The sequence below is a fragment of the Burkholderia sp. BCC0398 genome, from assembly GCF_902833245.1.
Classification (GTDB): domain Bacteria; phylum Pseudomonadota; class Gammaproteobacteria; order Burkholderiales; family Burkholderiaceae; genus Burkholderia; species Burkholderia sola.
Genome location: NZ_CADFEM010000011.1, coordinates 29,338 through 54,805 on the forward strand (window position 1 = coordinate 29,338; position 25,468 = coordinate 54,805).

Consider the following 25,468-nt stretch of genomic DNA (forward strand, 5'->3'; position numbering starts at 1 on the left):
ATCGGCGCTCGGCACACGATGTTCCGCACACCATCAGGAGAATTCAATGGCACGGCAAGCGCCTACGCACAAGGAGCTGCCTCCATCGCCCGCGACGTTGAAGAGCGATCTGTCGTTTCCGGTAGTGGGCATCGGTGCGTCGGCAGGCGGCACGATGGCCTTGCAGACCTTTTTCGAGAGCGCGCCGACGGGCATGGACATGGCGTTCGTCGTCGTCGTCCATCTCGCGCCGGAACAGGTCAGTCATATGGACGCCGTCCTGCAGCGCACGACGGGCATGCCGGTGCATCAGGTGACGTCCACGGTACCGATCGAGAAAAACCATATCTACGTGATCGCACCGGGCATGCAGCTCGAGATGTCGGACGGTTGCCTTCGTTGCCGCAGCCGTGACCCGTCCGACGAGGTTCCGTTCACGATCGACCACTTCTTTCGGACGCTGGCGGACGCGCACGACTGGCGCGCGGTCGGCATCGTGATGTCCGGCACCGGCTCCGACGGCGCCGCGGGCTTGAGCCGCATCAAGGAGGCGGGCGGCATCACGCTCGCGCAAACGCCGGACGACGCCGAGCACGCGGAGATGCCGCAGCACGCGATTGCGATGGCGCGCGTCGATATCGTGCTGCCGGCGGCCGAGATGCCGCAACGGTTGCTCGAACTCTGGTCGAATGCGCGCCGCATCGAACAGCAAAGCCTCGAATTCGCGCAATCGCTGCACAACGTCGATCGGCCGACGGTCAACGATCCCGAACGGGCGCTCTCCGACATTCTGATGCACCTGAGGGTACGCACCGGCCACGATTTCAGGCTGTACAAGCGGGCGACCGTGCTGCGACGTATCGAGCGGCGCATGCAGGTCAACGGCCAGCGCGATCTCCTCGCGTATCGGGATTTCCTGCGGGCCACGCCGGAAGAAGCGAACGCGCTGCTGGCGGACATGCTGATCGGCGTGACCCAGTTCTTCCGCGACCGCGAAGCCTTCGATTTCCTCGAACGGGAAGTGATCGGCTCGTTGTTCGCGTCGGAGTCCGGCGAGGAGCAGGTACGCGTGTGGGTGGCCGGATGCGCGACGGGCGAAGAGGCGTACTCGATCTCGCTGCTGCTGGCGCGGGCGCGTGAGGCCGCGATGTCGAGCCAGGCCATCCAGGTCTTCGCGACCGATATCGACGAAGCGGCGATCGTCCGCGCGCGGACCGGTTCCTAGCCGCTGTCGATCGCGAGCGACGTGCCCGCCCCGCTGCTGCAGCGGTATTTCACGCGAGAAGGCGCGCACTACGTGATCGCGAAGGCGGTACGCGAACGTATCCTGTTCGCGGCGCACAGCCTGCTGCGCGATCCGCCGTTCTCGCATCTCGACCTGATCTCGTGCCGCAACGTGCTGATCTATCTCGAGCGGGCGGTGCAGCGGCAAATCCTGGAGCTGTTCCATTTCGCGTTGCGCCCCAACGGCTATCTGTTCCTCGGCACCGCGGAGTCCGCCGACGCGGCGGACGATCTGTTTGTCGTCGTGGACAAGAAACGCCGGATCTACCGCGCACGCGTCGTCACGCATCGCGCGAAGCCGGCCACGGGCTTTCCGCCGCTGTTCCAGGTCGAATCCGGCGCATCCGACGAGCGGGCCGCGCCGCAGCCGCCGTTGCGCGTGCCGGCCAGCCCGGCCCAACGCAACTTCTCCTATTCGGAGCTCCATCAGCGCGCGCTCGAAACGTATTCGCCGCCGAGCGTCATCATCGACAAGGAATCGAACGTCGTTCATCTGTCGGATAACGCGGGCCGGTTCCTGCGGCACGTTGGCGGCGAGCTGTCGAGCAACATCATGACGCTGGTGCTGCCGGATCTGCGGCTCGATCTGCGCACCGCGATTTTCCGTGCGCTGCAAACGGGCACGAGCGTCGAGGCGCGCCGGGTGAAATGGGCACACGATGCCCGCGTGTCGTGGATCAACATGACGGTCAGGCCGTTTCACGACAAGGTCGCGAATGCGGAATTCCTGCTCATCGTGTTCGACGAGGTGGCCGGCCGCATGACCGAGGAGGACCAGGTCGAGACGAGCGGGCAGGATCCGGTTCTGGCCCAGCTCGAACAGGAGCTGCAGCACAGCCGCGAGCAACTCGCGACGATCATCGAGCAGTACGAAACATCCGTCGAGGAATTGAAGGCGTCGAACGAGGAGCTGCAGGCGATCAACGAAGAGTTGCGCTCCACGAGCGAGGAGCTGGAAAGCAGCAAGGAGGAACTGCAATCGGTCAACGAGGAGTTGACGACGGCCAACGCCGAAATGCAGGCAAGGATCGAAGACACCGCGAAAGCGAACGACGACCTCCACAACATCATCGCGTCGAGCGAGATCGCGACCGTGTTCGTCGACAAGGAAATCCGGGTCAAGCGGTTTACGCCCAACGCCACTGCGATTTTCAATCTGATCGATACGGACCTGGGTAGGTCGCTATTTCATATTACCCACGCACTGCGGTATCCGACGCTGGCAGACGACGTACGGCAGTCGTTTCAGTCGCTGCGGCTGATCGAGCGCGAGATCGAGAGCGAGGCTGGCCGGTGGTATCTGATGCGGTTGCTGCCCTATCGGACGGCGGACGATCACATCGACGGCGCGGTGATCACGCTGATCGACATCACCGACCGGCATCACGCGGAAGAGGCGGCGCGGGCAGGCGAGCAGCGCCTGCGTCTGGTCGCGCAATCGACCAAGGACTACGCGATCATCATCCAGGACGGCAACGGGTCCATCGTGAGCTGGAACGCCGGAGCGGAACGCATCTTCGGCTATACGGAAGAAGAGATGATCGGCCAGGACGTGGATCTGATCGACGAGCCGAGCGACCGACAGGCGCTCGTGCCGACGCGCGAGCGCGACATCGCGACCCGCGAAGGGCGCGCGGACGACGAACGCTGGCACCGGACCAAGGACGGACGGCGGATTTTCTGTAGCGGCGTCGTCACGCCGATTTCCGATACGTCGTTCAACGGCTTCGCGAAGATCGTGCGCGACATGACGCTGCGCAAGCAGAGCGACGACGCGAACCGCGAAGCGCTGGCGCGGGAACAGGCGGCACGCGAGCAGGCGCTCAGTTCGAGTCAGCTGAAGGACGAGTTCATTGCGGTGTTGTCCCACGAGCTGCGGCATCCGCTCAACCTGATCGGCGTCAAGTCGGAAATGCTGCCGCGCCTGCCGGAGACGCGTGACATTCCCGCCGTGCGCGACGCCGCGGATTCGATTCGGCAGGCCGTGCGCGCACAGGCGCAGATCATCGACGACCTGCTCGATCTGTCGCGCATCCAGACCGGCAAGCTCGCGCTCGAGCTGGGCCGGGTCGATCTGACGGCGATGTTGCGCAGCATCACGGATACCTGCGAGCTCGACGTGCACGCGCGCGGCCTGATCCTGCAAACGGAGCTGCCGACGGAGCCGGCCATCGCGCTTGCCGATTCGGTGCGATGCGAGCAGATCTTCTGGAACCTGATGTCCAATGCACTCAAGTACACGCAGCCGCACGGCGAGATCGTCGTGCGTCTCGCGCATGAGGGCAAGATGCTGCGTGTCGACGTGATCGACGACGGGCAGGGGATCGACGAAGATACGCTGCCGCATGTCTTCGATATGTTCCGGCAGGCGCCGCGCGACCGGACCCGCGGCGGTCTCGGTATCGGGCTGGCGCTCGTTCGGCAACTCGTCGAAATGCACGGCGGCCGGATCGCCGCGACGTCCGCTGGCCTGGGGTCCGGCACCACGATGACGGTATGGCTGCCGGCCGCACCGATCGAGCGCGCCGTGCCAGCGGGCGGCGGCGTGCCGGAGGGGAATATCGCCGGCCTGCGCGTGCTGCTGGTCGAGGACGATGAGGAGACGGCGATGTCGCTCACCGCGCTGCTGGAACTGGCGGGGGCGGTGGTCCAGACCGCGAAAAACGGAGCCGCGGCGTTGGCGATGCTGCAGGAGGCGTCCGTCGATGCGATCGTGTCCGACATCGGGCTTCCCGACATGGACGGCTACGAGTTGCTTCGCCGCATCAAGGCCGATCCCCGATGGGCCACGCTCCGGACCGTTGCGCTGACCGGCCGCAATCGCCAGGACGATGTCCGGGCCGCGGCGGAAGCCGGCTTCGACAGCCATCTGTCAAAACCGCTCGATTTCGGGATGTTGCTCGCGGCACTCGGCGACGCGCGTCGGGACACCCGATGACGGCCGACGGCCCGCGCGTGCGTCGCGGGTCGTTCGGGCGCGGCTGGCCACGGCGGCGTTTCCGGCAATCGCCATTCGACCCGCATTGCGGCATGCGGGGCCGCCCGTGGCGGAATCCCGGTTCAGGAACCCGATTTGCGGCTATCTCCGCAAAGGGGGGTCTATGGATCGTCGAGATATCGTCGTAATCGCATCGTCCCGAGGCGGTCTCCCGGTCCTCCGGACGCTGGTGGCCGGCGTCGCCGCGGATTTTCCGGTGCCGATTTGCATCGTGCAGCATATTGGTCGACATCGGACGATGTTGCCGGAGCTGCTGTCGCGATGGGGTACGCTGGATGCGAGCGTGGCGCTACAAGGGGAACCGCCGCAAGCGGGCAGAATTTACGTGGCGCCGCCCGACCGGCACATGATCGTGCGTGACGGAAATCTATGGCTGCTCGATACCGTGGCCGAGAACTTCGCCCGACCGGCCGCCGATCCGCTGTTCCGGTCTGCCGCCCGCGAATATGGCGCCGGTGCGATCGGCGTCGTCCTCAGCGGCGATCTCGATGACGGCGCGGCCGGCCTGGCGGCGATTCGCGCACGGGGCGGCTACGGTATCGTTCAGGACCCCGACGAATGCGAAGCGCCGTCGATGCCGCGCAGCGCGCTGGCCGCGACGGGAGCCGATGCGGTCGCAAAAGCCGGGGAACTGCCGGGGACCATTCATGCAGCGGTCTACGGCGCATGTGTGAAGGAGCAGCGGAAAATGGCAGACTTGCGCGACCTGGACCATGAGAGCCGGATAGCAGAGGACGGCCTCGTCGACCCGGGACTGCTTGACGAGATCGGGACGCGTTCCGCCCTCACGTGCCCCAGTTGCAACGGCGTGCTCTGGCGCATGCGCGACGAACGGCCGTTGCGATATCGATGCCATACCGGGCATGCGTTCTCCGTGCTTTCACTCGACGACGCCGAGGCCCGGAAAGCGGAGGATGCGATATGGGGGGCCATCCGCGCGGTTCACGAGCGCATGATCTTTGCGCGCGAGCGCCAGGAATGGGCGCGCCGCACGGGCAACGCCGAGGACGTCGCGATCGAACAGGCCCGCATCGACGAAAACCAGCGGCTCGCGGACGTGCTGCGCAATGCGGTCGGCACGGCGATAAACAGGGGCGAACTGGAGTGAGCGCAGCGAGCCGTGCCAACCGCGCCGCAGGCTTTATCCCGGTACGAACACGCCCAGCGCCGCGATCGCCATCGCGAGCGTCGCGATCCATCCGCCCCACGCAAGCGTGCCGCTGACGGCGAACTCCCCCATGACGCGTCTGCTTCGCGCCATCAGCATCATCACGACCATGATCGGCACGGCGCTTACCCCGTTGATGACGGCGCTCCAGTAAAGCGCGCGGATCGGGTCGAAATGCGTGAACGTGAACGCGATTCCGCCGACGATCGCCAACACGATCACCGCATAGAATTCGGGCGCGACGCCCAGCTGCAACGCGAGACTGTTGCGCCAGCGGAACGTGCCGGCCGCCGCATACGCGGCCGATCCCGCGAGCACCGGCAGCGCCAGCAGGCCGGTGCCGACGATGCCGAGCGCGAACAGCACGTACGCGAAGTGACCGGCAACCGGCTCGAGCGCCCGCGCGGCGTCCGCGGAAGTCTTGACGTCGATGTGATGCGCGTTCAGCGTGGCCGCCGCCGTCAGCACGATGAAGAACGCAATCACGTTCGAGACGCCCATGCCGAACCACGTATCGAAGCTGATCCGGCGCAACTGCGCGGGCGCCTGACGCGGCATGCGTCGCAGCGGCCGCTGGTTCGGCGCGGCGCGCAATTCCTCGACTTCCTGAGATGCCTGCCAGAAAAACAGATACGGGCTGATGGTCGTGCCGAGCACCGCGACGACCGTGGTCAGATAAGCGGCGGTCAGTTGCGCATGGGGCTGCACGATCGCGCGGCCGACCTCGGCCCAGCTGACGGGCACGATGAGGGCGACCGCGACATACGCCAGCAGCGTCAGCGCGGTCCATTTGAGCAATCGCGCGTAGCGGTCGTACGGAACGAACACCTGCAGCACGACCGACACGCCGCCCAGGCACACGATGTAGAGCTGTTGCGGGCCGGGCAGCAACAAATTGACGGCCGCGCCCATGGCCGACAGGTCGGCGGCGATGTTGATCACGTTGGCCGTGATCAGCAGCACGACCGTCCCGTACAGCAGCCATCGCGGATAGTGCGTGCGCATGTTGGACGCGAGACCCTTGCCCGTCACGCGGCCGATTCTCGCGCTGACCAGCTGGATGGCCGTCATCAGCGGGTACGTCAACAGCAGCGCCCACAGCAATTCGAAGCCGAACTGCGCACCCGCCTGCGAATACGTGCCGATGCCGGAAGGGTCGTCGTCGGCGGCGCCGGTGACGAGGCCGGGACCGAGACGCCGGACCCACGTGGCCGCATTCGGGGCGGGCTCCGTCGGCTCCGGCTGGAGAAAATCGTTGTCGTTCATGATCGCGGCCTCCCGGGAGTCCAGCAGGCGCAATCGCCGTGCCTGGTCGGGCGCGTCGCGCACTGGCGGCCCGGGCGGGCGTTACGGCCCGTTCGACTTCGCGATGTCGCCTGCGTCGACCTTGCCCGGCGCCTTCCCACCGACGGTTTGCCTGCAATACGACGGCGCGCGACCTGCGTTACGTCGGGCTAGCCGCACCGTCGGCGGCCGGAACCGTCGCGTGCATCGCCTGTTCGAGCAGGGCGTGCGCGGCTTGCCACGCGCGCGCGGCAGCCGCGGAATCGTTGAACGCCCGTGCCTCGACCGTGGCGCCGTCCAGCAGCATCATGAAGACCGTTGCCAGCCGGTTGGCGGCTTCGGGCGGCACGAGGGCCTCGATCAGTTCCGCGATCCATTCGACCATTTTGCGGCGATAGCGGATCGCGACATCCGAGATCGGCGCATAAGCGGTGCCGAATTCGGCCAGCGCGCGCTCGAACAGGCAGCCGGCAAATTCGGGTGTCCTGAACCACGCCGCGTACCAGTCGAAGATGGTCTTGACGCGCTCGACCGGATCGGCGACGTGCTGCAATTGCGCGGCGATGCTGCCGACGATCAGGTCGTAGCGCTGGACCAGCACTTCGCGGATCAGCTCGTCCTTGCTCGCAAAATGCCGGTACAGCGTCATGCGGGCGACACCGGAATCGTCGATGATCCAGTCGACGCCCACCGGATGGAATCCGTGCCTGGAGAACAGTTCGGTCGCTTTGTCTACCACCAGCTGGCGTTTGTTGGCTCGCACGAACGGCTTCCTCCTCGATGTTTCAGCAGCATAGACCGATTATTCTAGCATCATGCTGTTCGACGAAATCGGGCTGCCGGCGCGGTCGGATCGCATTGTCGCCCGGCGATCTTCGCGTGCGGCGCCGGTCATCAAGTCATCTTGACTATTGGATAGACCGATATGTATCATTTGAATCCAGAAAGCATCGATCAGTATTGCGGGGATTCAGGAGGCGGAACACGGGGCTGCGTCCCGCTTGCTGTTTTCCGCCGCATCGGACGCTGCAACGATGTTTCAAGCCGAAAAGAGAACCTGAGAGAGCCTCGGTGTGCGAGCCCGCGGAACGTCTTCGCTGCGCGTCGCCCCGCCGGGGGCATGCTCGCGGGCGAGCGCGCGAAGCAATACGGCGCCAATGAAACGTGAGGAAAGTACCCATGTATCGCCGTTTACTCGCACCGGGGCTGCTGTTGCTGCTGGCCGCGTGCGCGCAGGATCCGTCGGTTACCGCCGGCACGGTACGGATCTGCGACGACACAGGTTGTTCCTATCGCCCTAAAGATCAGGTCTCCTATCAAAAAAGGGACGATGCGGAAGACCGGGACGATCCACGCATCGCCGCGCTCAAGCAAACCGCGAAGACCCAGCCGAAGGCCGCCTACGACCTCGGCCTGCGCTATTTCCGCGGCGACGGCGTGCGCCAGGACAGCTACCAGGCGCTCAAGTGGATGCGCGAGGCCGCCGAACGCGGCGACCTGAACGCGCAGAAGGCGCTCGGCAGTTTCTACCTGTTCGGTCTCGAGGAAATGGGCTCGGATGCGCGCGAAGCGGAGAAGTGGCTGTCGATCGCGGCCGGCCGCGGCGACAAGGAATCGAAGAAGCTGCTCGACCTTGCACGCAAGGCCAAGAAGGAAGACGAAGAAGACTGGAAATGGCGCACGCAATGGCGTGACGTCTATTACGGCTACTGGTACTCGGGCTATCCGTACTACGGCGTCTGGCAGCAGACGTACTGGTACTACTGACCGGGTATCGAGCAACGGGGCGGCAGCGGGGAGACCACCATCGCGCGCCACGCCGGGGGGCTTATCGAAGTTCGCACGAACACATAAGCCGAACAACGACGCTAATCGATCGATAACGACATGAAGACCAACCTTTCCCAACGTCTCACTCAAGGCGCGCTGGTTGCAGCGCTTGGCGCGTCCGTCGCGGGTTGCGGCGGCGTGGTGACGCCCGGCGGGCAGAACGCCGGCGTGACGGGCGCGGCGGCCGGCGGCGCGAGCGCCGGCGCCGATTCGCAACTGCAGCGCTGCCCGTCGCCGCTCGGCACGATCGCGGTCGACGACGGCCGCAACGCCGACTGGTGGGGCCAGTTCGGCAGCGCGACCAAGGTGACGAGCATCGATCCGCTGCTGCGGCTGGCGGTGCAGCAGTCGAACTGCTTCGTGATCACGTCGATCGGCAACCAGAAGAGCGACGCGCGCCTGTCGCGCATCACGCAGTTGCAACGCAACTCGGGCGAATACCGCGCGGGCTCGAAGCAGCAGAAGGGCCAGCGCGTCGCGGCCGACTACTACATGGAACCGCAGATCGTGATCAACGATTCGCCGATCGGCGGGATCGGCAGCATGATCGGCGGGCTGATCGGCAACAGCGCGGTGGCGGCGGTGGCGGGCCACCTGCAGACGAAGGCGTCGGTGGTGACGCTGACGCTGTTCGACGTGCGCTCGGCGGTGCAGATCGCGGCGTCGGAAGGCAGCTCGACGGCGACCAACTACGGTGCGGCGCTGGGCGGCTTCGGCGGCGGGGTAGGCGGCGCGCTGGCGGGCTTCTCGTCGACGCCGGAAGGCAAGGCGACGGTCGTCGCGTTCATCGACGCGTACAACAAGATGGTCGTCGCGCTGCGCAGCTACAAGGCGCAGGACGTCAAGGGCGGGCTGGGCCGCGGTGGGCAACTGCAGGTCAATTGACGTCGCCGGGCCGGCGGAGGCCGCCGGCCGCCGGCCGACTCCCGATTTCTGATTCTTGATTCTTGATGGTCGGTGCGCGCGGCGTGATTCGCGCGTACGGGCTTCGTTCGTCCCGTTCGTTTGGAAGGTGATCCCGATGAAAGCCGTTGCACTGATCGCATTGACCTGCCTCGCGCTCACCGCTTGCGGTGGCGACGACAATTCCTCGCCGGCTTCGTCAGGCGGATCGGGGACGAGCAACAACGGCGGCAGCGGCGGGACAGGCGGCACGGGTTCGGGCGGAACGGGTTCCGGCGGCAGCGGCGGTTCGGGTGGTTCCGGCGGCAGCACACTGACGTGGCGCTACGAGGCGCAGCCTGTTGCGGCCGACCAGGCGGGCTTCCTGACGCTGGTCAACAGCGAAGGCGCGAAGGGCTACCGCTATCTGGGCGACTACTTCTACAGCGCGGCCAACGGTGGCACGCAGTCGATCTTCGTGAACGACGGCACCGCTCAGACGTATACGTACCAGTTGCAAACGGCGTCGTCCGACATGACGTCCTTCGTCAACGCGGCAAACGCGCAAGGGGCGAGCGGCTACCGGTACGAAGGACCGCTCACGTACGGCGATCTCTATCGCAAGGACGGCGGCTCGTCGGCCACGTACACGTACACGACGACCGGCCTGCCGGCCGATGCGAACGCGTTCCTCACGCAGGCGAACGGCCAGGGCCAGTCGGGCTACTGGTTCGTCGGTCCGCTGATGGTCGGGGCCGCGCAGGCGAACGTATACATGAAGAACAACGCGTCGAACGCGACCTATACGTACGACGCGCTGGCGCCGACGTCGACCGTGAACGACTTCATCGCGCAGGCCAACAGCGAAGGCGCGAAGGGTTATCGTGCGAAGGGCGCGATGGCGTTCGGCACGGCGATCTCGTGGATCTACGTGAAGGACCAGACGCAATCGCCGACCTTCACGTACCAGTCGGCCGCGATCCAGTCGACCGGCGCGAGCTTCGTCCAGCAGTCGAACACGTTCGGTGCGCAGGGCTCGGCCTACCTGAGCGACCTCGCGCTCGGTTCGCCCGTGCCGGCGATGGCGTCGTTCTATTTCACGCCGAAGAACTGCACGGGCTTCCTGTGCACGACGCTGAATCCGCTCACGCAGAACTGAGCGGAAACGTCCGGCGCGGCAGCGTCGCGCGGGGCAGTCATTCGCGAATGACCTGCGCGCGTCCCATCGAGTGCCTCAGGTGCGACCCGCGATGCGTGTCCGCATCTTTTGCCGCCGGCTTGCCGGCGGCATTTCGTTTACGCGTACACCGCGCGTTGCCGTTCCCCTGCGTGACGCAGCGGCCCGGATCAGACGAAATGTCGCATCAAAGACTCGGTCAAGTTCAAAAAAATTATTCAAATTATTCAGACGAGTACTAAAAAGGACTGCATCGACTGATTTCCCCCGAGTCGTTTGGCATGATCGGGACAATTCCATCCCTTTCATTCCATCGTGACGTCCGTTCGGGCCGAGCATCCGCTCGACCGCGGAACCCGACGCGTCGTCGCGCCAGGCTATGCCGTACAGCACGCTTCAGTCCATTCGCCGCTATCAGAGCATTTCGATGTTCGGCGGCGCCATTGTCGTGACGATCCTGATCCTCGTCGCCTGCGGGCTCGGGATCGTTTCGATCGTCTACGGCTACCTGGACGGCGAGCGGCGCAATTTTCTGAACGGCGTCGAGGAAACCGTCGACGAGATTCAGGTGAGCGAGACGTCGTTCCGCAACGGCGTCGCGAATACGCAGCTGATATGGCGCGAGCTGGACCCCGCACCGGCCGACGTCGTGGACGGATTCTTCGCCAACGGCGAGCAGCTCGCGATCAAGCCGTATCCGTCGCTGGTGGTCGGTGTACCGGGCCAGACGGCGCAGCGCGACGAGGTGGCGCGCTATCTCGCGCTGTCGTTCATGCTGTCGCGCATCTGCGCGGCGAGTTCGCTCAATCGCGGGCGCACGTTGGAGGGGTACCACTACAGCACCCGCACGGGACTGTTCGGTCTCGTGCCGCATCTGTCGCGCGACAATCCGGCGCTGGCTACCGCCGATGCGCGCGCGCACGTGCTCGACGCATTGCGCATCGACTTCACACACACGCCCGAACTCGGTGCGGACGGTCGGCCGCACGTGCACTGGCTGCCGCCGTACGTCAACCCGGTGACTGGGCAGGCCCGCATCCGGATCGCCGCGGAGGCGCGTGCCGACGGCCGGCCGTTCGCGGTGCTCGTGACCGAGTATGCGCCCGAGTATCTGCTGTCGTGGCTGCAGGATCGTCATGCGACCGGCGTGTTCTTCATCACGGCCGCCGACAACCGGCTCATCACGGTCGATCCCGCCGTCGAGCGCACGCAGGCGCTCGATGCGCGTCTGCTCGAGCTGGACGTCGCGCACGGGCTCGCGGCGCCGGCCGAGGCGATGTTCCGCGACGGCACGATCGTGTTCCGCGGTCCGCTCGGCGCGACCGGCTGGACGATCGCCTATATGCTGTCGTGGGCCGACGTCGCGGCCGCGATCGGCGTGCAGGCCGGTGCGCTCGTCGCGGCATCGCTGCTGGCGATCGCGGTGATGTGGCTGTTGCTCATGCGTTTCTACCGGCGCGTGCTCGTGCCCGTCTACGCGCGCTCGGCCCGCGTGTTCGACAGCGAGGATCTGTGCCGCAGCGTGATCGGGATGGCGCCGGTCGGCATCGGGCTCGTGTCGCTGTCCGATCGCCGCGTGATCCTGGCGAGCGACGTGCTGGCGCAGATGCTCGTGCCGTACGGTGGCAATCCGCAGGCGCTGACCGCGCAGGTCCTCGCGCAATACGAGGTGTTCGTCGCGGACGGCGGGGCGGGCAGGACGATGATGACCGAACTCGTGCTCGACGCGCACGGCGCCTCGCCGCTGCATCTGGAGGTCATTGCGCACGGCGCCCGTTACCAGGGCGAGGACGTGATGATCGCGGCCTTCGCCGATACGTCCGCCCAGCGCCGGCTCGTGCATCAGCTCGAGGAAGCCGTGCGCGCGGCCGATTCGGCGAATGCAGCCAAGTCGTCGTTTCTCGCCGCGACGAGCCATGAGATCCGCACACCGCTGAATGTGATCCTCGGCAACCTCGAGCTGCTCGAGCGCACGGCGCTCGATGCCTCGCAGCAGAGTCGCGTACAGACGCTGCGCGCATCGGCCGAGGGCCTGCTCGCGATCGTCAGCGATATCCTCGATTTCTCGAAGATCGAGGCCGGTGCGATGTCGGTCGAGTCGATCGAGTTCGACGTGATCGCCGTGATGGAGCGCCAACTGGCCGCGTTCGCGTCCGTGGCGAAGGCGAAAGGGTTACCGCTGTTTGCCGATATCGATGCGAGCGACGCGCAGCGCATGCGCGGCGATCCGACGCGGCTCGCACAGGTGGTCGGCAACCTGTTGAGCAACGCGATCAAGTTCACGAGCGAAGGGCGCGTCGTCGCGCGCGTGGCGGTGGGACGCAACGCGCGCGGCGCGCCCGAGCTCGCGATCGGCATCGAGGATACGGGCATCGGGATCGATCCCGCGCAGCAGGCGAGGCTGTTCAAGCCGTTTTCGCAGGTCGACGCGTCGATCACGCGGCGCTACGGCGGCACGGGGCTCGGGCTCGCGCTGTGCGATCGGCTGGTCGCGGCGATGGGCGGGACGATTTCGGTCGACAGCGCACCGCGCGTCGGCAGCCTGTTTACCGTTCGCCTGCCGTTGCGCATGGCCATTGCGCCGAAATGTCCGGTCGGCGCGGGCGCCGGGCAGACGCTGATCGTCGTGTCGCCGGAGGATGCGTGGCGCACGTTCGCGTTTCCCCATCTGCGCGCATGGGGTTTCGATGTCGCGATGCATCCGAGTCCGATCGGAATGGCCGCCGGGTGCCTCGCGCGTGCTCACGCGATCGTGCTCTTCGGCGATTCCGATCGATGGCGGCGCGACGAGCTCGACAGCCTCGGAGGGGGTACGCCGATCGTGCTGGCCACCCCAGACGGCCCGCTGCAGCCGGACGTTGCGGGCCGCACGATTCGCGTGTCGAGCTATTCGCTGAGCGGGCTGCGCACGGCGATCGGGCAGGCGCGGGTCGCGACGGCGGAATCGCGGCGCGGGACGCGTGGCGCTGCGGATGCCGGCCGGCGGGCGGTGCCGGCGGTGCCGGCATCCGATGCGCGCGGGCTGAGGGTGCTGGTTGCCGACGATACGTCGGTCAACGGCTCGATCTTCCGCGAACAGCTCGACGTGCTTGGCCATACGGTCCGCTGCGTGTCGTCCGGCGCGGCGGCGCTCGATACGCTGGCGAACGGTGCATGGGAGGTGCTGCTGCTCGGCGCCGACCTGCCCGACATGCCGGCCCGTGAACTGGCGGAGGTCGTCCATGCGCGCGCGCTGCCGTGCGACATGATCGCCGTGGTATCGCACCTGGGGCCGGACGACGCAAGGCGTTATGCGGTATCGAACGTCGAATGCGTGTTGACCAAGCCCGTGACGCTGGCGGACCTGCGCCGCAGTCTGGCGCGCATCGCGCGGCGGCGCGGGACGGGCGCGCCCGCCGAAGCGGCAGACAGGCGACGGGCATCGGATGCGATGGCCGCAACGGTGGATTGGCCGGGACGATAAGAAAACGACACGCGAAGGCAGCGCAGACCGCCGGCGTCAAACAGGGAAGGCAGACACGCGGCATCGTGCCGGTGCCGCGTGATTTCGACTGAAGAAGGAAGGGTAAGGCCGTGCGCTATATAGGAAAGGTGTTCGGGCTGCTGCTTGGATTCGCGACGTTGCCGGAGAAATCCAGACGGGATTTCCTCACGAAGCTGAACGAATTCATGATGATGTCGCCGTCGCAGAAGCGGCGGGCCATCACCGAGTGGCAGCACGCCGCGGGCGATGGAGCGGATGAACCGGGCAAGTCAGTGGACAAACGATAGACAGGCTGCGGCTCGGGCCACCCCGCAGGGCAGAACGGATCGACGGCGTTGGGGCGCCGTCGATTGGGCGTGCATGGGCGGCGGATCGCCGAAAGGGTCTGCCGCGGCAAGGCCGTGCCCGGTCACGGCGGATGGCGAGGCGACTATTGCGTCGAGCCCCGGCCGCTGTGCGTGGCCGCACGCCGGTGCTCCCGGTCGCACTCCGTCGCATTGAGGCAACGCAGAACCCGCCTATTATCTTAAAATTACGCTGCGCACCGCCCGGTTCGCTGAACACCGCAACGCGATCGTGTTGCGAGATGGATTCGAATCCCGGCGCGTCGCACAACATGGCACGTCGGGCCGCGTGTATCGGGAGAAGAATAGAGATGGATGAATTTTTTGTGCGAGTGATGGTGGCAGACGATCATCCATCGTCCGCACTCGGGATGTCGCAGGCACTCGCGGGCAGCAGCACGATCAGGCTGCTCGGTACTGTCTCGAATTCGACCGACCTGGTGGCGATGCTCGACGAGCAGCAGAGCGACGTGCTCGTCGTCGACTACGTGATGCCCGGCGGCAAGTATGGCGACGGTCTCGCGTTGCTGTCGTTTTTGCAGCGCCGCTATCCCGCGCTTCATCTCGTGACGATCACGATGATCGACAACCCGAGCGTGCTGCATGCGATTCAGCGGCAGGGTGTCGGATGCATCCTCAGCAAATCCGACGCGATTTCGCATCTGGTTGGCGCGGTACACGCCGCTTACGTCGGCGCGAATTATCTGTCTCCGTTCGTCAAGCAATTGCTGGAGGGCACCGAGTCGTCGTCGGGCACACGGGTGCTGACGGCCCGCGAGATCGAAGTCGTGCGACTTTACGGGGCCGGCCTGACGGTGGGTGAGATCGCCGTTCAGCTTCACCGCAGCAAGCAGACGATCAGTTCGCAGAAGTCGAGCGCGATGAAGAAGCTCGGCATCGTGCGCGATGCCGACCTGATCCGCTACGCCAGTGAAGGCAAGCTCCCGGACATGCCCGGCGCCGACGCGCCGGCGCACGGCGAATAGCGGCATGCGATGCGCGATCCGGTGTCGGTTCCGGCGGCGAGCAACGGCTGCCGGCACACGTTTCGGCACGCGATAGTCGATGCCCGCCAAACTGAAGCGATTCGCCAGCCAGGTCGCCCATGCCGGCCGCAAGCCGTTCGATCCCGGCCGGGTGCGCCGTCAGCAGCAGTTCCTGCTGTATGGCGGCGGGATCGCGGTCACGCTGTTCATTCTGATTTGCGCCGCGCTTGTCGTGCGGCTCGACGTGCAGGACTATCGCGCGCAGGCGCGCTCGACTTTCCTGTACCGGGAAGCGCAGTTCTTCGGGAGCATGCAGGCGGCCGACATGGTGCTGGCGACCTACGGGAGCCGGATCGAGCAGCTCTGGAATCAGGGCGCACGGCCGTCGCCCGACGCGCTGACACAATTCTCGGCGGCGGGCGGTGTGCTGGGCGCAAGCAACGGCGCGGGTGGCGAGACGCTACTCGCCTTGGCGGAAATCACGCCGGATCGCCCCGCCGCATCGTATGCTGGCTATCTCGGTGCGTTGCTCGGCCTGTTCCGGAAGGACGACCGGTTGGTCCCGACGCAACCCTCTGCGCTTACATCCGACACCGAACCGTTCGGTGGCTACCTGATCGGGCTCGATGGCCGGTTTCTCGCCGTCGTGGGGCCGGGGCTCGTCGCACGCGCCCGTTCGCTCGGGCCGGGCATCGATCTGACGGCGCTGATTGCCCGGACGATGCCGACCGGGGTCGCGAAACAGAAGGCGTTCATTCAGAGCCGGCTGGTCATGCTCGATCGCCGTTTCGACCCGTTGTCCGGACGGGACGTCGTGCGGTTCGCGCGTCGGCTCGACGACGCGGCCGGACGGCCGTTCGGATGGCTCGTCGTCAACGGGGCGTACCGGGTCGACGATGCGATGGTGCCGCGTTCCGACGATGAGGACGTCGCGGTCGTCGACGCGCGCGGGAACATCGTCTTCGGGCGCGAGCGCGACCCGGCGATGATCGAGCGCGCGCTGCGCGACGCGCGCGAACCGTTAGGCGAAAACGTGGCCGTGCGACGGCGCGGCGCGCGCTTCATCGTCTACGATCGCTTGCCCGGGTCCAGCCTCGTCGTGATGACGACTTTCTCGTGGCGCAGCGTATTGACGGCAACCCTCGTCAGCTTGAGCGTCACGCTCGGCGCCGCGCTGTTCGGCATCGTGCTGCTCTGGTCGACGATCGTGCTGTTCGATCGCCGCGCGCTGCGTCCGGCGAACCGGCGCGCGATCCGCCTGATCGAGAGCGAGGCATTCAACCGGACGCTGATCCGCCACGCGCCGGCCGGGTTGCTGCTGCTGTCGGTGGCGGACGGCGAGACGATGCTGCGCAACGATGCGGTGCTCGCATACGACCGCGGCGTGCCCGGGCTGTCGCTCGGCAAGCGCATCTGGCAGGCCTACCGCGAGCGCCACGCGGGCAGCAGCGCCCGGCGCGGCGTCATGCAGCACGAACTGGCGATCGAGCACCCGGATCACGACACGGTCTATCTGGCGGCACAGGTCGTGCGAACCCGGTTCCGTGGCGTCGATGTGTTGCTGTGCACCTTGACCGACGTCACCGCCCGCAAGCTGACGGAAGACAAACTGAAGGAAGCGCGCATGGCGGCGGATGATGCGAACAAGGCGAAATCGACGTTCCTCGCGACGATGAGCCACGAGATTCGCACGCCGCTGAACGCGATCGTCGGCAACCTCGAGCTGATGGCGCGCGCCACGCTGCCGTCGATGGAGCAGCGCCGGCTGCAGACGGTCATGTCGTCGTCGGATGCGTTGCTGCGCGTGATCAACGACGTGCTCGATCTGTCGAAGGTCGAATCCAACCAGATGGCGCTGGAAGCGGTTCCGTTCGATGTGCGTGCCGTTCTGCACGACGTCGCGGCGATCTTCCGCCCGCTCGCGGACGCGAAGCATCTCGCGCTCGAATGCCGGATCGCGCCGGAACTGGCCGACGGCTACGTCGGCGACCCGAGCCGCCTGCGTCAGATCGTGTCGAATCTCGTCAGCAACGCGATCAAGTTTACCGAGCACGGCAGCGTGACGATCGATGCGCGCTTGGCCGGCGCATCGGGCGACCGGCGCGGCGTCGAGATCGCGGTGCGCGATACCGGGATCGGCATTCCTCCGGAAGGCCTGCCGACGTTGTTCGATGTGTACGTTCAGACCGATCCGTCGATCTACCGGCGCTTCGGCGGCACGGGGCTCGGGCTGCCGCTTTGCCGGCGTCTCGTGCGGCTGATGCAGGGCGATCTGACCGTCGCGAGCCGGCCAGGCTCGGGCACGACGTTCACGGCGTCGCTGCCGCTGTCCGACGCGCCGCACGGGTGGCGGGCCGCGTTCGACGAGCCGGAACCCGGGGCGCCGCCGCTGCCGATCCTTGCGGACGACGAGACCCCGCTGCGCGTGCTCGTGGCGGAGGATCATCCTGCGAGCCGCACGCTGCTGCGCGATCAGCTGGATGCGCTGCATTGCGACGCCACGCTCGTCGCGAATGGCGTCGAGGCGATGCGTGCGTACTTCCAGCAGCCGTTCGACGTGGTGCTGACCGATCTCGGCATGCCCGAACTCGACGGCTTCGCGCTCGCGAATTTCCTGCGCGAGCAGGGTGCGACCGTGCCGGTGATCGCGATGACCGCGCATGCGACCGACGAGGACCGGCGCCGCTGCGTGCAGGTGGGGGCGGTGGAAGTCGTGCTCAAGCCGTTGTCGATCGATGCGCTCGAGGCGGTGTTGCGTCGGCACGGGGGGCGTGGTGCGGCGGAGACCGGCGCTCGTCCGGCCGATTTCAGCGGTCGAACGCCGCCGGTGATGACCGACGAAATCCGCGAGAAATTGCGGGCTGCGACGCTGCGCTCGCTCGCGGCGATTGACGAGGCGCTGCCGCGCGGCGACGCCGTTCCTGTCAGGATCGAGCTGCACTCGATGCGGGGCGGCTTCGCGCTTGCCGACAATACCGAAGCGCGCGACGCCTGCGCAGCCATGGAGCGTATCGTGAACGAGGGCGGAGCCGAGGCGCTCCGGGCTCACTGGGTTGCGTTCCGCAGCGAGATCGAACGGCATCTCGAGCGTTGACTCCGGGGCGCAGCCGTTCGGCGCTCAGGCCAGGTCTGGCCGAAGCCCGCGCGTGGCCGCACGACTGATAACTCATCGTAAAGGTCGGCACTGCAAATGCCGTGGCGACCTTTACGATGAGCTACCAGTAAGGTGGCGGGCCGGTTTCGAATGGCCCGGACCGGAAACGAGATGGCCGGCAGTTTCGTCGAAGCCGCCGGCCATTGATTTTTCCGCCCCCCACTTTTGAAACGAGCGGGGGCCGTCACGCCAAACCCTACGGTTTCAACGCACCATTATCAGTCGACGGGACCGTACTGCCACCGCCCGTCGATCTTGCCGAAACTCATGCCGACCGTCGAATAGGGCTGGCCCGGGCCGCTGGCCGAGCTGGTTTCGATGTGGCCGCTCTCCGTATTGAACCCCACCAGTCGGCCCCAGTAAAACGGACCGTAGACCGGCGACACCAGGTTCAGACGGCTGCTCGACGTCGAGGCCCGGATCGTGCCGGCGTTTTCACCGACCAGGCCGCCCAGGTTCGAACGGGTGCCCGCAATCGTGCCGGTGGACGATGCATCCTCGATGAGGGCGTCCTTGTCGTTCAGGCCCGCCAGGCCGCCGACGTTCGAGTCGTCCGCCGCAGCATTGCCCGACGCCGACGCATGACGCACGATCGCCTTGTTGCCGCGGTTCGCGCCCACCAGTCCGCCGGCACGGCTACCGTTGCCGGCCGTCACGTCGACGGCGGCCTGCACGGTGTCCAGCAGCCCCGTGTTCAGGCCCACGAGCCCGCCAACGTCGCTCCCATCTCCTGCGCTTGCCTTGCCTTCGGCGCGCGCGTTCGACACGGTGCCGTCGTTGGTACCGACGAGCCCGCCCACGTGGCTGTTGCGGCCGGCCTTCACCGTGGCCGTGGCGTGCGCGTTGCGGATCGTGCCGCGGTTCGCGCCGGCCAGGCCGCCGACATGGCCGCTCGCGAGGTCGGTCACGTCACCGGTCGAGCGCACGTCGTCCAGCGTGCCGCGCGCGTTTTCGCCGATGAAGCCGCCGATCGCCTTCGCACCGGCGGCCGTGACCGAGCCGGAGGCGGACGCGTTCGCGATCGTGCCGCCGTCGCGGTTCTTGCCGACGAAGCCGCCGACATACCCGCCTTTGCCTGCCGTGACCGTGGCGGAGGTCGACGCGTCGCGAATCGTGCCGTAGTTGACGCCGACGAAGCCGCCGGTGCTTGTGTTGTCGCGACCGGACACGCGCCCGCCGCTCGACGAGCGAACGATGCGGCCGCCGTTCATCCCGACGAGCCCGCCGGCACTCTGCACGTCAGGGTTGAACTGCTGGTCGAGCGGGATGCCGGGGCGGCCGGCGAGCGTGACGTCGGCGAAGGCTTCGCTGTCGGCGATCGTGCCGACGTTGGAGCCGACCAGCCCACCCACGATGAACGCGTTGTTGCTGCCGGATACGCGCCCGGCGAAGCGCGCGCGATCGATGGTCCCGACGTTCCGGCCGACGAGGCCGCCCATCTGGACCGTGTCGCTGCCGTTGTACGACACGCTCATGTTTTTCGCGGTGACGTTGGTGATGCGTCCGCCCAGATTGTCGCCGACGAGGCCGCCGACGAACGCAGCGCGGGCGGCCGAGGTGCCGTCGACGACGAGCGAATCGAGCGTCAGGTTCGCGAGCGTGCCGCTGCTTTGCCCGAACAGGCCGATGTTCGGGCCGGTGTTGGTGATCGACAGCCGGCTGATCGTGTTGCCGAGGCCGTCGAACACGCCGTGGAACGCGCGGTCGCCGCCGATGCTGCGGAAGCTCGCGTTCGCGCCGTCGATCGTGTTGCCGATCACGTAGCGGCCGCCCAGGTTCGCATCGATGCTGCGCAGGTCGGCAACGGTATGCAATACCTTGTAGTCCTCGCCGTTCGCGCGGAACGACGCGTTGTCGCCGGACAGCGTCACGACGGCTTTGTCGTTCAGCGTATGACCGTTCTTCGCGTTGAGCTCGAGGTGCGCGTTGCGGCCGGTGAGCTTGACTGCTTCGTTGATACGGATCTTGTCGGCGGCATTGACGTTCAGGCTGGCGTTGGCGCCAGTGGCGGACAGCGCCTGCTGCAGATCGACGTTGCCCTTCTGCGAGGTCAGCGTGAGCGAGCGATCGCTGTTCCAGGCGACCGGGCCGCTAACCGTCAGGTCGCCTTGCGTGTTGGTCAGTGCGACGTTGGTGGTGCCGAGGTTGAGCGACAGCGTGTCGGCGTCGATCGACGCGCCGTCCGGATAGAGGCTGTCGGCCTGGTTGCGTGCGACGCCCGCGTTGGCGGCTTCGACGGTCCAGGTGCCGGCGGTGTCGCCGGCGCGCGTGTCGACTGTGGTGTCGCGTGCGACGCGAACCTGTTCGCCGCGCGTGATGACGGAGCCGGCCGGTGCGCCGGCTTCGGCCGCGCTCGTATCGAGCTTGCCAGCGACCTTGACGGTGCCGCCGTCGAGCGTGATCTTGCCGGCGCGGTTGGCGAGGCCCTTCGCTTCGATCGTGCCGGTGTTGTTGACCACGGCGTTCAGCAGGTTGCCGGCCGCGTGCGCGGTCATCAGCACTTCGCCGCCGTCGGCTTTCAGCAAACCGCCGTTGGTGGCCTGCGCGTCGACCGCACCGCCCTCGACCTGCAGGCTGAGCAGGTCGTTGCCGTCGAAGTTGACCTTGAACGCGTTGCCGGCGCCGAGCGCGACGCGGCCCATCTTCGCCTGGATCACGCCGTTGTTGGACACGCGCGCGCCGAGCAGCGCGACGCTGCCGCCGTCGGCGGCAGTGATGTGGCCGTCGTTGACGATCGACGCGGTGGAGTGACCGGAGAAGCGATAGTTGCCGGCGAGGAAATCGGCGTCGGCGATGTTCTGGGTGGACGCGACGAGGCCGCCGACGTTGATCTGCGCGCCGGAGCCGAACAGCACGCCGTTGGGGTTGACGAGGAAGACCTGGCCGTTGGCGTCGAGCTGGCCGTGAATCTGGCTGCCGTTATTGCCGACCACGCGGTTCAGCGCGATCGACTGCTTGCCGGGTTGATGGAACGCGACGCGCTCGTTGCCGGCGATGCTGAAGTCGTTCCAGGCGGTGATGTTCTCGCCGGTGGGCAGTGCGAAGGCGGGCATCGCGGTGAAGCCAAGCAGGGAGAGGACGGCGGCGGCGCGCTTGGCGCTGCCGGGCTTGGCGCGGCGGCGCGCGGTTTCCCCGACTGCGCTCCAGCATCCCTGGGTCTGGTTCCAGACCAATGCGTAGGTCTTGTTCATCGTTTCGTTATCCAGATTGAGTTTCATGAACCCGGCCGACCGTGAAGGCCGGTCGACCGAGGGTGACAACCGGCGGCCTCGCGGCCGCCGGCTACGAGCGGACAGGCCGCTCGCAACAGGCGACGGCGTCCGGCATGCCGTTCAGGCGGCGGAGCCGGAACCGTCCGGGTTCAGGCTCAGGGCTTCACCTGGCCATAGTTCACGCCGACCAGCGCGCCGTAGGACTGGTCGTAGCCAGCCTTCACGTCGACGCGGCTGGTGCTCGACGAGCCGTAGACGAAGCCGAAGTTACCGCCGACGAGCCCGCCCAACCGCGCGTACCGGCCGCCGGAAACCGTGCCGCTCGACGACGAGGCGGTGATGACACCAGCATTGCTGCCGACGAGGCCGCCGACGTAGCTGGCGTCGCCGCCCTTGACGGATCCCGTCGCGCGACTGGTCGATCTTCCCGAGCAGACTGCCGACGAGGCCGCCGACCTGGCTCTGCCGGCCGGCTTCGACGTCGCCCGATGCGGTCGATCGTGCGATGTCGCCGCTTTCGTTGGCGCCGACGAGGCCGCCGGCCGACGAGAAGTCGCCGGCCTTCACCGCGCCGGTGGCACGGGAATCGGCGATCGTCCCGAGGTTACGGCCTGCGAGGCCGCCCGCCTTGCTCGATTGCCCGGCCACTACCTTGCCGTTGGCGCTCGACGTGCGGATGATGCCGGTGTTGACCCCCACGAGGCCGCCTGCCGAGCTGTTGTTCAGCACGGTGACGTTGCCCGACGCGTTGGAGGAATCGAGCGTGCCGGCGTTGATCCCGGCAAAGCCGCCCGCCGTGCTGTTGTAGCCCGCGACCACTTCGCCGGATGCGTCGGATGCCTCGATGCGGCCGCCGTTCGTGCCGACGAAGCCGCCGACCGTGCTGTTGTGGTCGCCGTCCACGTTGCCGGTCGCCTGCGAGGTCTCGATGAAGCCGAGGTTTTCGCCGACGAAGCCGCCGAGCGTCGATTGGCCCGCGGCGCGGAGGTGACCTTGCGCGACGGATGCATGGATACGGCCCGCCTTGCCGTTGCGCCCGACGAAGCCGCCGGCGAGGCTGTCGGCACCGGCGACGACGTTGCCCGTCGCGGTCGACGCGTCGATGTCGCCGTCGTTGTAGCCGGCGAAGCCGCCCGCGGCCACGGCCTTGTTGCCCGCCGTCACGTTGCCGTTGGCTTGTGACGTCCGGATTCGGCCGCTGTTCGAGCCGACGAGGCCGCCGACCGTGCTGGACGCCGCCGCGAACACGTCGCCGTCGGCCGTGGAGGAATCGATGTCGCCCAGGTTCACCCCTGCGAGACCGCCCGCGACGCTGCGTTCGCCGACGCTGACCTTGCCGCTGGCGCGCGATGCCGTGATGGTGGCCATGTTGATGCCGACGAGCCCGCCCGCCACGGCATTGTTGCGTGCGGTCACGCTGGCAGACGACGAGGACTGCTTGACGATGCCGTTGCCGTCGTTGATGCCGACGAGCCCGCCGACCTGCGCGTTGGCGCCTGTCGCGTTGATGGTGCCGGCACTCGACGAGCGCTCGATCATGCCGGTGTTGTACCCGACCAGGCCGCCCGTGGCGCCGTCGTGCGCGGCGTTGATGCGCACGTCGGCCTGGCTGTCGCGAATCAGCGCCGAGACCGGCGGCTTGTTCAGCAGCGTCAGGTTCTCGCCCACGAGGCCGCCAACCGTATTCGCGTAGCGATCGGTGTCGATGCGGCCGGACACGCTGGCGCGCTCGATCGTGCCGCCATAGTTCGAGCCGACGAGACCGCCGACGAATGCGGGCCCGGTCGTCGAGACCGTGACGTTTTCGGCCGTCACGTTCGAGATCGTGCCCGAGTTGCTGCCGGCGAGCGTGCCGACCGAAATCGGCGAGCCATACGGCAGACCCGATGCGACCGTCACGATGTCGCGCAGGCTGAGGTTGGCGATGCGGCCGGCGTTGTGCGAGAACAGGCCGACGGTCATTTTGCCGGGGTTGGAAATGTTCAGGCGACTGACCGTATTGCCGAGGCCGTCGAACACGCCGTAGAACGCGCTGTCGGCCGCGATGCTGCGGAAGCTCGCGTTCGCGCCGTCGATCGTGTTGCCGATCACGTAGCGGCCGCCCAGGTTCGCATCGATGCTGCGCAGGTCGGCGACCGTATGCAGCACCTTATAGTCCTCGCCGTTCGAGCGGAACGACGCATTGTCGCCGGACAGCGTCACGGCCGCCTTGTTGTTCAGCGTATGGCCGTTCTTCGCGTTGAGTTCGAGATGCGCATTGCGGCCGGTGAGCTTGACTGCTTCGTTGATACGGATCTTGTCGGCGGCATTGACGTTCAGGCTGGCGTTGGCGCCAGTGGCGGACAGCGCCTGCTGCAGATCGACGTTGCCCTTCTGCGAGGTCAGCGTGAGCGAGCGGTCGCTGTTCCACGCGACCGGGCCGCCGACCGTCAGGTCGCCTTGCGTGTTGGTCAGCGCGACGTTGGTGGTGTCGAGATTGCGCGAGAGGGTGTCGGCGCCGATCGAACGATCGCCGTTTACGCCCGCGTTGACGGCCTCGATGGTCCAGGTGCCGGCGGCGTTGCCCGCGCGCGTGTCGATGCGGGTATCGGCGGCGACGTCGACGCGCTCGCCGCGCGTGATGACGGAGCCCACCGGTGCGCCGGCTTCGGCCGCGCTCGCGTCGAGCTTGCCAGCGACCTTGACGGTGCCGCCGTCGAGCGTGATCTTGCCGGCGCGGTTGGCGAGGCCCTTCGCTTCGATCGTGCCGGTGTTGTTGACCACGGCGTTCAGCAGGTTGCCGGCCGCGTGCGCGGTCATCAGCACTTCGCCGCCGTCGGCTTTCAGCAAACCGCCGTTGGTGGCCTGCGCGTCGACCGCACCGCCCTCGACCTGCAGGCTGAGCAGGTCGTTGCCGTCGAAGTTGACCTTGAACGCGTTGCCGGCGCCGAGCGCGACGCGGCCCATCTTCGCCTGGATCACGCCGTTGTTGGACACGCGCGCGCCGAGCAGCGCGACGCTGCCGCCGTCGGCGGCAGTGATGTGGCCATCGTTGACGATCGACGCGGTGGAGTGACCGGAGAAGCGATAGTTGCCGGCGAGGAAGTCGGCGTCGGCGATGTTCTGGGTGGACGCGACGAGGCCGCCGACGTTGATCTGCGCGCCGGAGCCGAACAGCACGCCGTTGGGGTTGACGAGGAAGACCTTGCCGTTGGCGTCGAGCTGGCCCTGAATCTGGCTGCCGTTGTTGCCGACCACGCGGTTCAGCGCGATCGACTGCTTGCCGGGTTGACGGAACGCGACGCGCTCGTTGCCGGCGATGCTGAAGTCGTTCCAGTTGGTGATGAGCTTGTCGGTGTGCTGGTTGATGGACATCGACTTGCCGTCGTTTTCGCGAATGATGTCGGCCTTGCCGGCGGTGATGTTCTCGCCGGTGGGCAGTGCGAAGGCGGGCATCGCGGTGAAGCCAAGCAGGGAGAGGACGGCGGCGGCGCGCTTGGCGCTGCCGGGCTTGGCGCGGCGGCGCGCGGTTTCCCCGACTGCGCTCCAGCACCCCTGGGTCTGGTTCCAGACCAGTGCGTAGGTCTTGTTCATGAGATTGTTGTTCCTATGGAAAGGTACAGGGTGTTCGCTTCGTATCGATACGTATACCTAACGAAACGGGAAAGGCCGAAGGCATGCAGGACGCACGCTTTCGACGATGCGGG

Annotated in this window: 13 protein-coding genes and 1 pseudogene; 9 read left to right on the forward strand and 5 right to left on the reverse strand. The window is 66.9% G+C overall.

What is annotated here, in order from left to right:
• The first annotated feature begins 46 nt into the window (after nt 1-46).
• Nucleotides 47-4,201 (forward strand): annotated as a pseudogene (locus HWX76_RS23390) (CheR family methyltransferase).
• 163 nt (nt 4,202-4,364) lie between these two features.
• The gene (locus HWX76_RS23395; protein WP_176016400.1) at nt 4,365-5,369 is read left to right on the forward strand and encodes a chemotaxis protein CheB; all 1,005 of its coding nucleotides are present in this window, start codon (nt 4,365-4,367) and stop codon (nt 5,367-5,369) included.
• A 33-nt stretch (nt 5,370-5,402) separates the two neighbouring features.
• Here the strand turns inward: HWX76_RS23395 and HWX76_RS23400 are convergent, their stop codons facing one another.
• On the reverse strand, nt 5,403-6,695 hold the full coding sequence (locus HWX76_RS23400) for a divalent metal cation transporter (protein WP_089490232.1): 1,293 nt from the start codon (nt 6,693-6,695) through the stop codon (nt 5,403-5,405).
• Between the two features lie 178 nt (nt 6,696-6,873).
• A complete protein-coding gene (locus HWX76_RS23405; RefSeq protein ID WP_050016079.1) occupies nt 6,874-7,476 on the reverse strand; it encodes a TetR/AcrR family transcriptional regulator in 603 nt (200 codons plus the stop codon).
• 416 nt (nt 7,477-7,892) lie between these two features.
• On the opposite strand from HWX76_RS23405, the gene HWX76_RS23410 reads away from it, so the two are divergent.
• From HWX76_RS23410 to HWX76_RS23440, 7 genes are all read left to right on the forward strand, one after another.
• The gene (locus tag HWX76_RS23410; RefSeq protein WP_089490233.1) at nt 7,893-8,480 is read left to right on the forward strand and encodes an SEL1-like repeat protein; all 588 of its coding nucleotides are present in this window, start codon (nt 7,893-7,895) and stop codon (nt 8,478-8,480) included.
• 120 nt (nt 8,481-8,600) lie between these two features.
• Nucleotides 8,601-9,428 (forward strand): hypothetical protein, encoded by an 828-nt coding sequence (locus HWX76_RS23415; RefSeq protein WP_050016075.1) that lies wholly within the window; start codon nt 8,601-8,603, stop codon nt 9,426-9,428.
• Nucleotides 9,429-9,564: 136 nt separating this feature from the next.
• A complete protein-coding gene (locus HWX76_RS23420; protein ID WP_124594911.1) occupies nt 9,565-10,584 on the forward strand; it encodes a hypothetical protein in 1,020 nt (339 codons plus the stop codon).
• Between the two features lie 397 nt (nt 10,585-10,981).
• The gene (locus tag HWX76_RS23425; RefSeq protein WP_089488950.1) at nt 10,982-14,065 is read left to right on the forward strand and encodes an ATP-binding protein; all 3,084 of its coding nucleotides are present in this window, start codon (nt 10,982-10,984) and stop codon (nt 14,063-14,065) included.
• Between the two features lie 119 nt (nt 14,066-14,184).
• Nucleotides 14,185-14,373 (forward strand): hypothetical protein, encoded by a 189-nt coding sequence (locus HWX76_RS23430; RefSeq protein ID WP_205781944.1) that lies wholly within the window; start codon nt 14,185-14,187, stop codon nt 14,371-14,373.
• A 368-nt stretch (nt 14,374-14,741) separates the two neighbouring features.
• Nucleotides 14,742-15,416: a response regulator gene (locus HWX76_RS23435; protein ID WP_050018240.1), complete on the forward strand. Its 675-nt coding sequence runs from the start codon at nt 14,742-14,744 to the stop codon at nt 15,414-15,416.
• Between the two features lie 79 nt (nt 15,417-15,495).
• Nucleotides 15,496-18,510, forward strand: a complete 3,015-nt coding sequence (locus HWX76_RS23440; RefSeq protein ID WP_050018241.1) for a hybrid sensor histidine kinase/response regulator — start codon at nt 15,496-15,498, stop codon at nt 18,508-18,510.
• Nucleotides 18,511-18,788: 278 nt separating this feature from the next.
• Here HWX76_RS23440 and HWX76_RS23445 read toward each other — a convergent pair whose 3' ends face one another.
• From HWX76_RS23445 to HWX76_RS23450, 3 genes are all read right to left on the reverse strand, one after another.
• Nucleotides 18,789-21,761, reverse strand: coding sequence for a GLUG motif-containing protein (locus HWX76_RS23445; protein WP_176016401.1), 2,973 nt, complete (start codon nt 21,759-21,761; stop codon nt 18,789-18,791).
• A gap of 176 nt (nt 21,762-21,937) precedes the next feature.
• Complete coding sequence (locus tag HWX76_RS36775) at nt 21,938-22,072, reverse strand: hypothetical protein (RefSeq protein WP_347880199.1); 135 nt, start codon at nt 22,070-22,072, stop codon at nt 21,938-21,940.
• The gene (locus HWX76_RS23450; protein WP_176016402.1) at nt 22,050-25,355 is read right to left on the reverse strand and encodes a GLUG motif-containing protein; all 3,306 of its coding nucleotides are present in this window, start codon (nt 25,353-25,355) and stop codon (nt 22,050-22,052) included. Before HWX76_RS23450 ends, HWX76_RS36775 begins: the two co-directional genes overlap by 23 nt.
• Nucleotides 25,356-25,468: the final 113 nt, after the last annotated feature.

Excerpts from the sequence above, each read along its gene's own strand:
- HWX76_RS23395 (WP_176016400.1), top strand. The coding sequence starts at position 4,365 with ATGGATCGTCGAGATATCGTCGTAATCGCATCGTCCCGAGGCGGTCTC.
- HWX76_RS23400 (WP_089490232.1), bottom strand. The coding sequence starts at position 6,695 with ATGAACGACAACGATTTTCTCCAGCCGGAGCCGACGGAGCCCGCCCCG.
- HWX76_RS23410 (WP_089490233.1), top strand. The coding sequence starts at position 7,893 with ATGTATCGCCGTTTACTCGCACCGGGGCTGCTGTTGCTGCTGGCCGCG.
- HWX76_RS23415 (WP_050016075.1), top strand. The coding sequence starts at position 8,601 with ATGAAGACCAACCTTTCCCAACGTCTCACTCAAGGCGCGCTGGTTGCA.
- HWX76_RS23420 (WP_124594911.1), top strand. The coding sequence starts at position 9,565 with ATGAAAGCCGTTGCACTGATCGCATTGACCTGCCTCGCGCTCACCGCT.
- HWX76_RS23425 (WP_089488950.1), top strand. The coding sequence starts at position 10,982 with ATGCCGTACAGCACGCTTCAGTCCATTCGCCGCTATCAGAGCATTTCG.
- HWX76_RS23435 (WP_050018240.1), top strand. The coding sequence starts at position 14,742 with ATGGATGAATTTTTTGTGCGAGTGATGGTGGCAGACGATCATCCATCG.
- HWX76_RS23440 (WP_050018241.1), top strand. The coding sequence starts at position 15,496 with ATGCCCGCCAAACTGAAGCGATTCGCCAGCCAGGTCGCCCATGCCGGC.
- HWX76_RS23445 (WP_176016401.1), bottom strand. The coding sequence starts at position 21,761 with ATGAACAAGACCTACGCATTGGTCTGGAACCAGACCCAGGGATGCTGG.
- HWX76_RS23450 (WP_176016402.1), bottom strand. The coding sequence starts at position 25,355 with ATGAACAAGACCTACGCACTGGTCTGGAACCAGACCCAGGGGTGCTGG.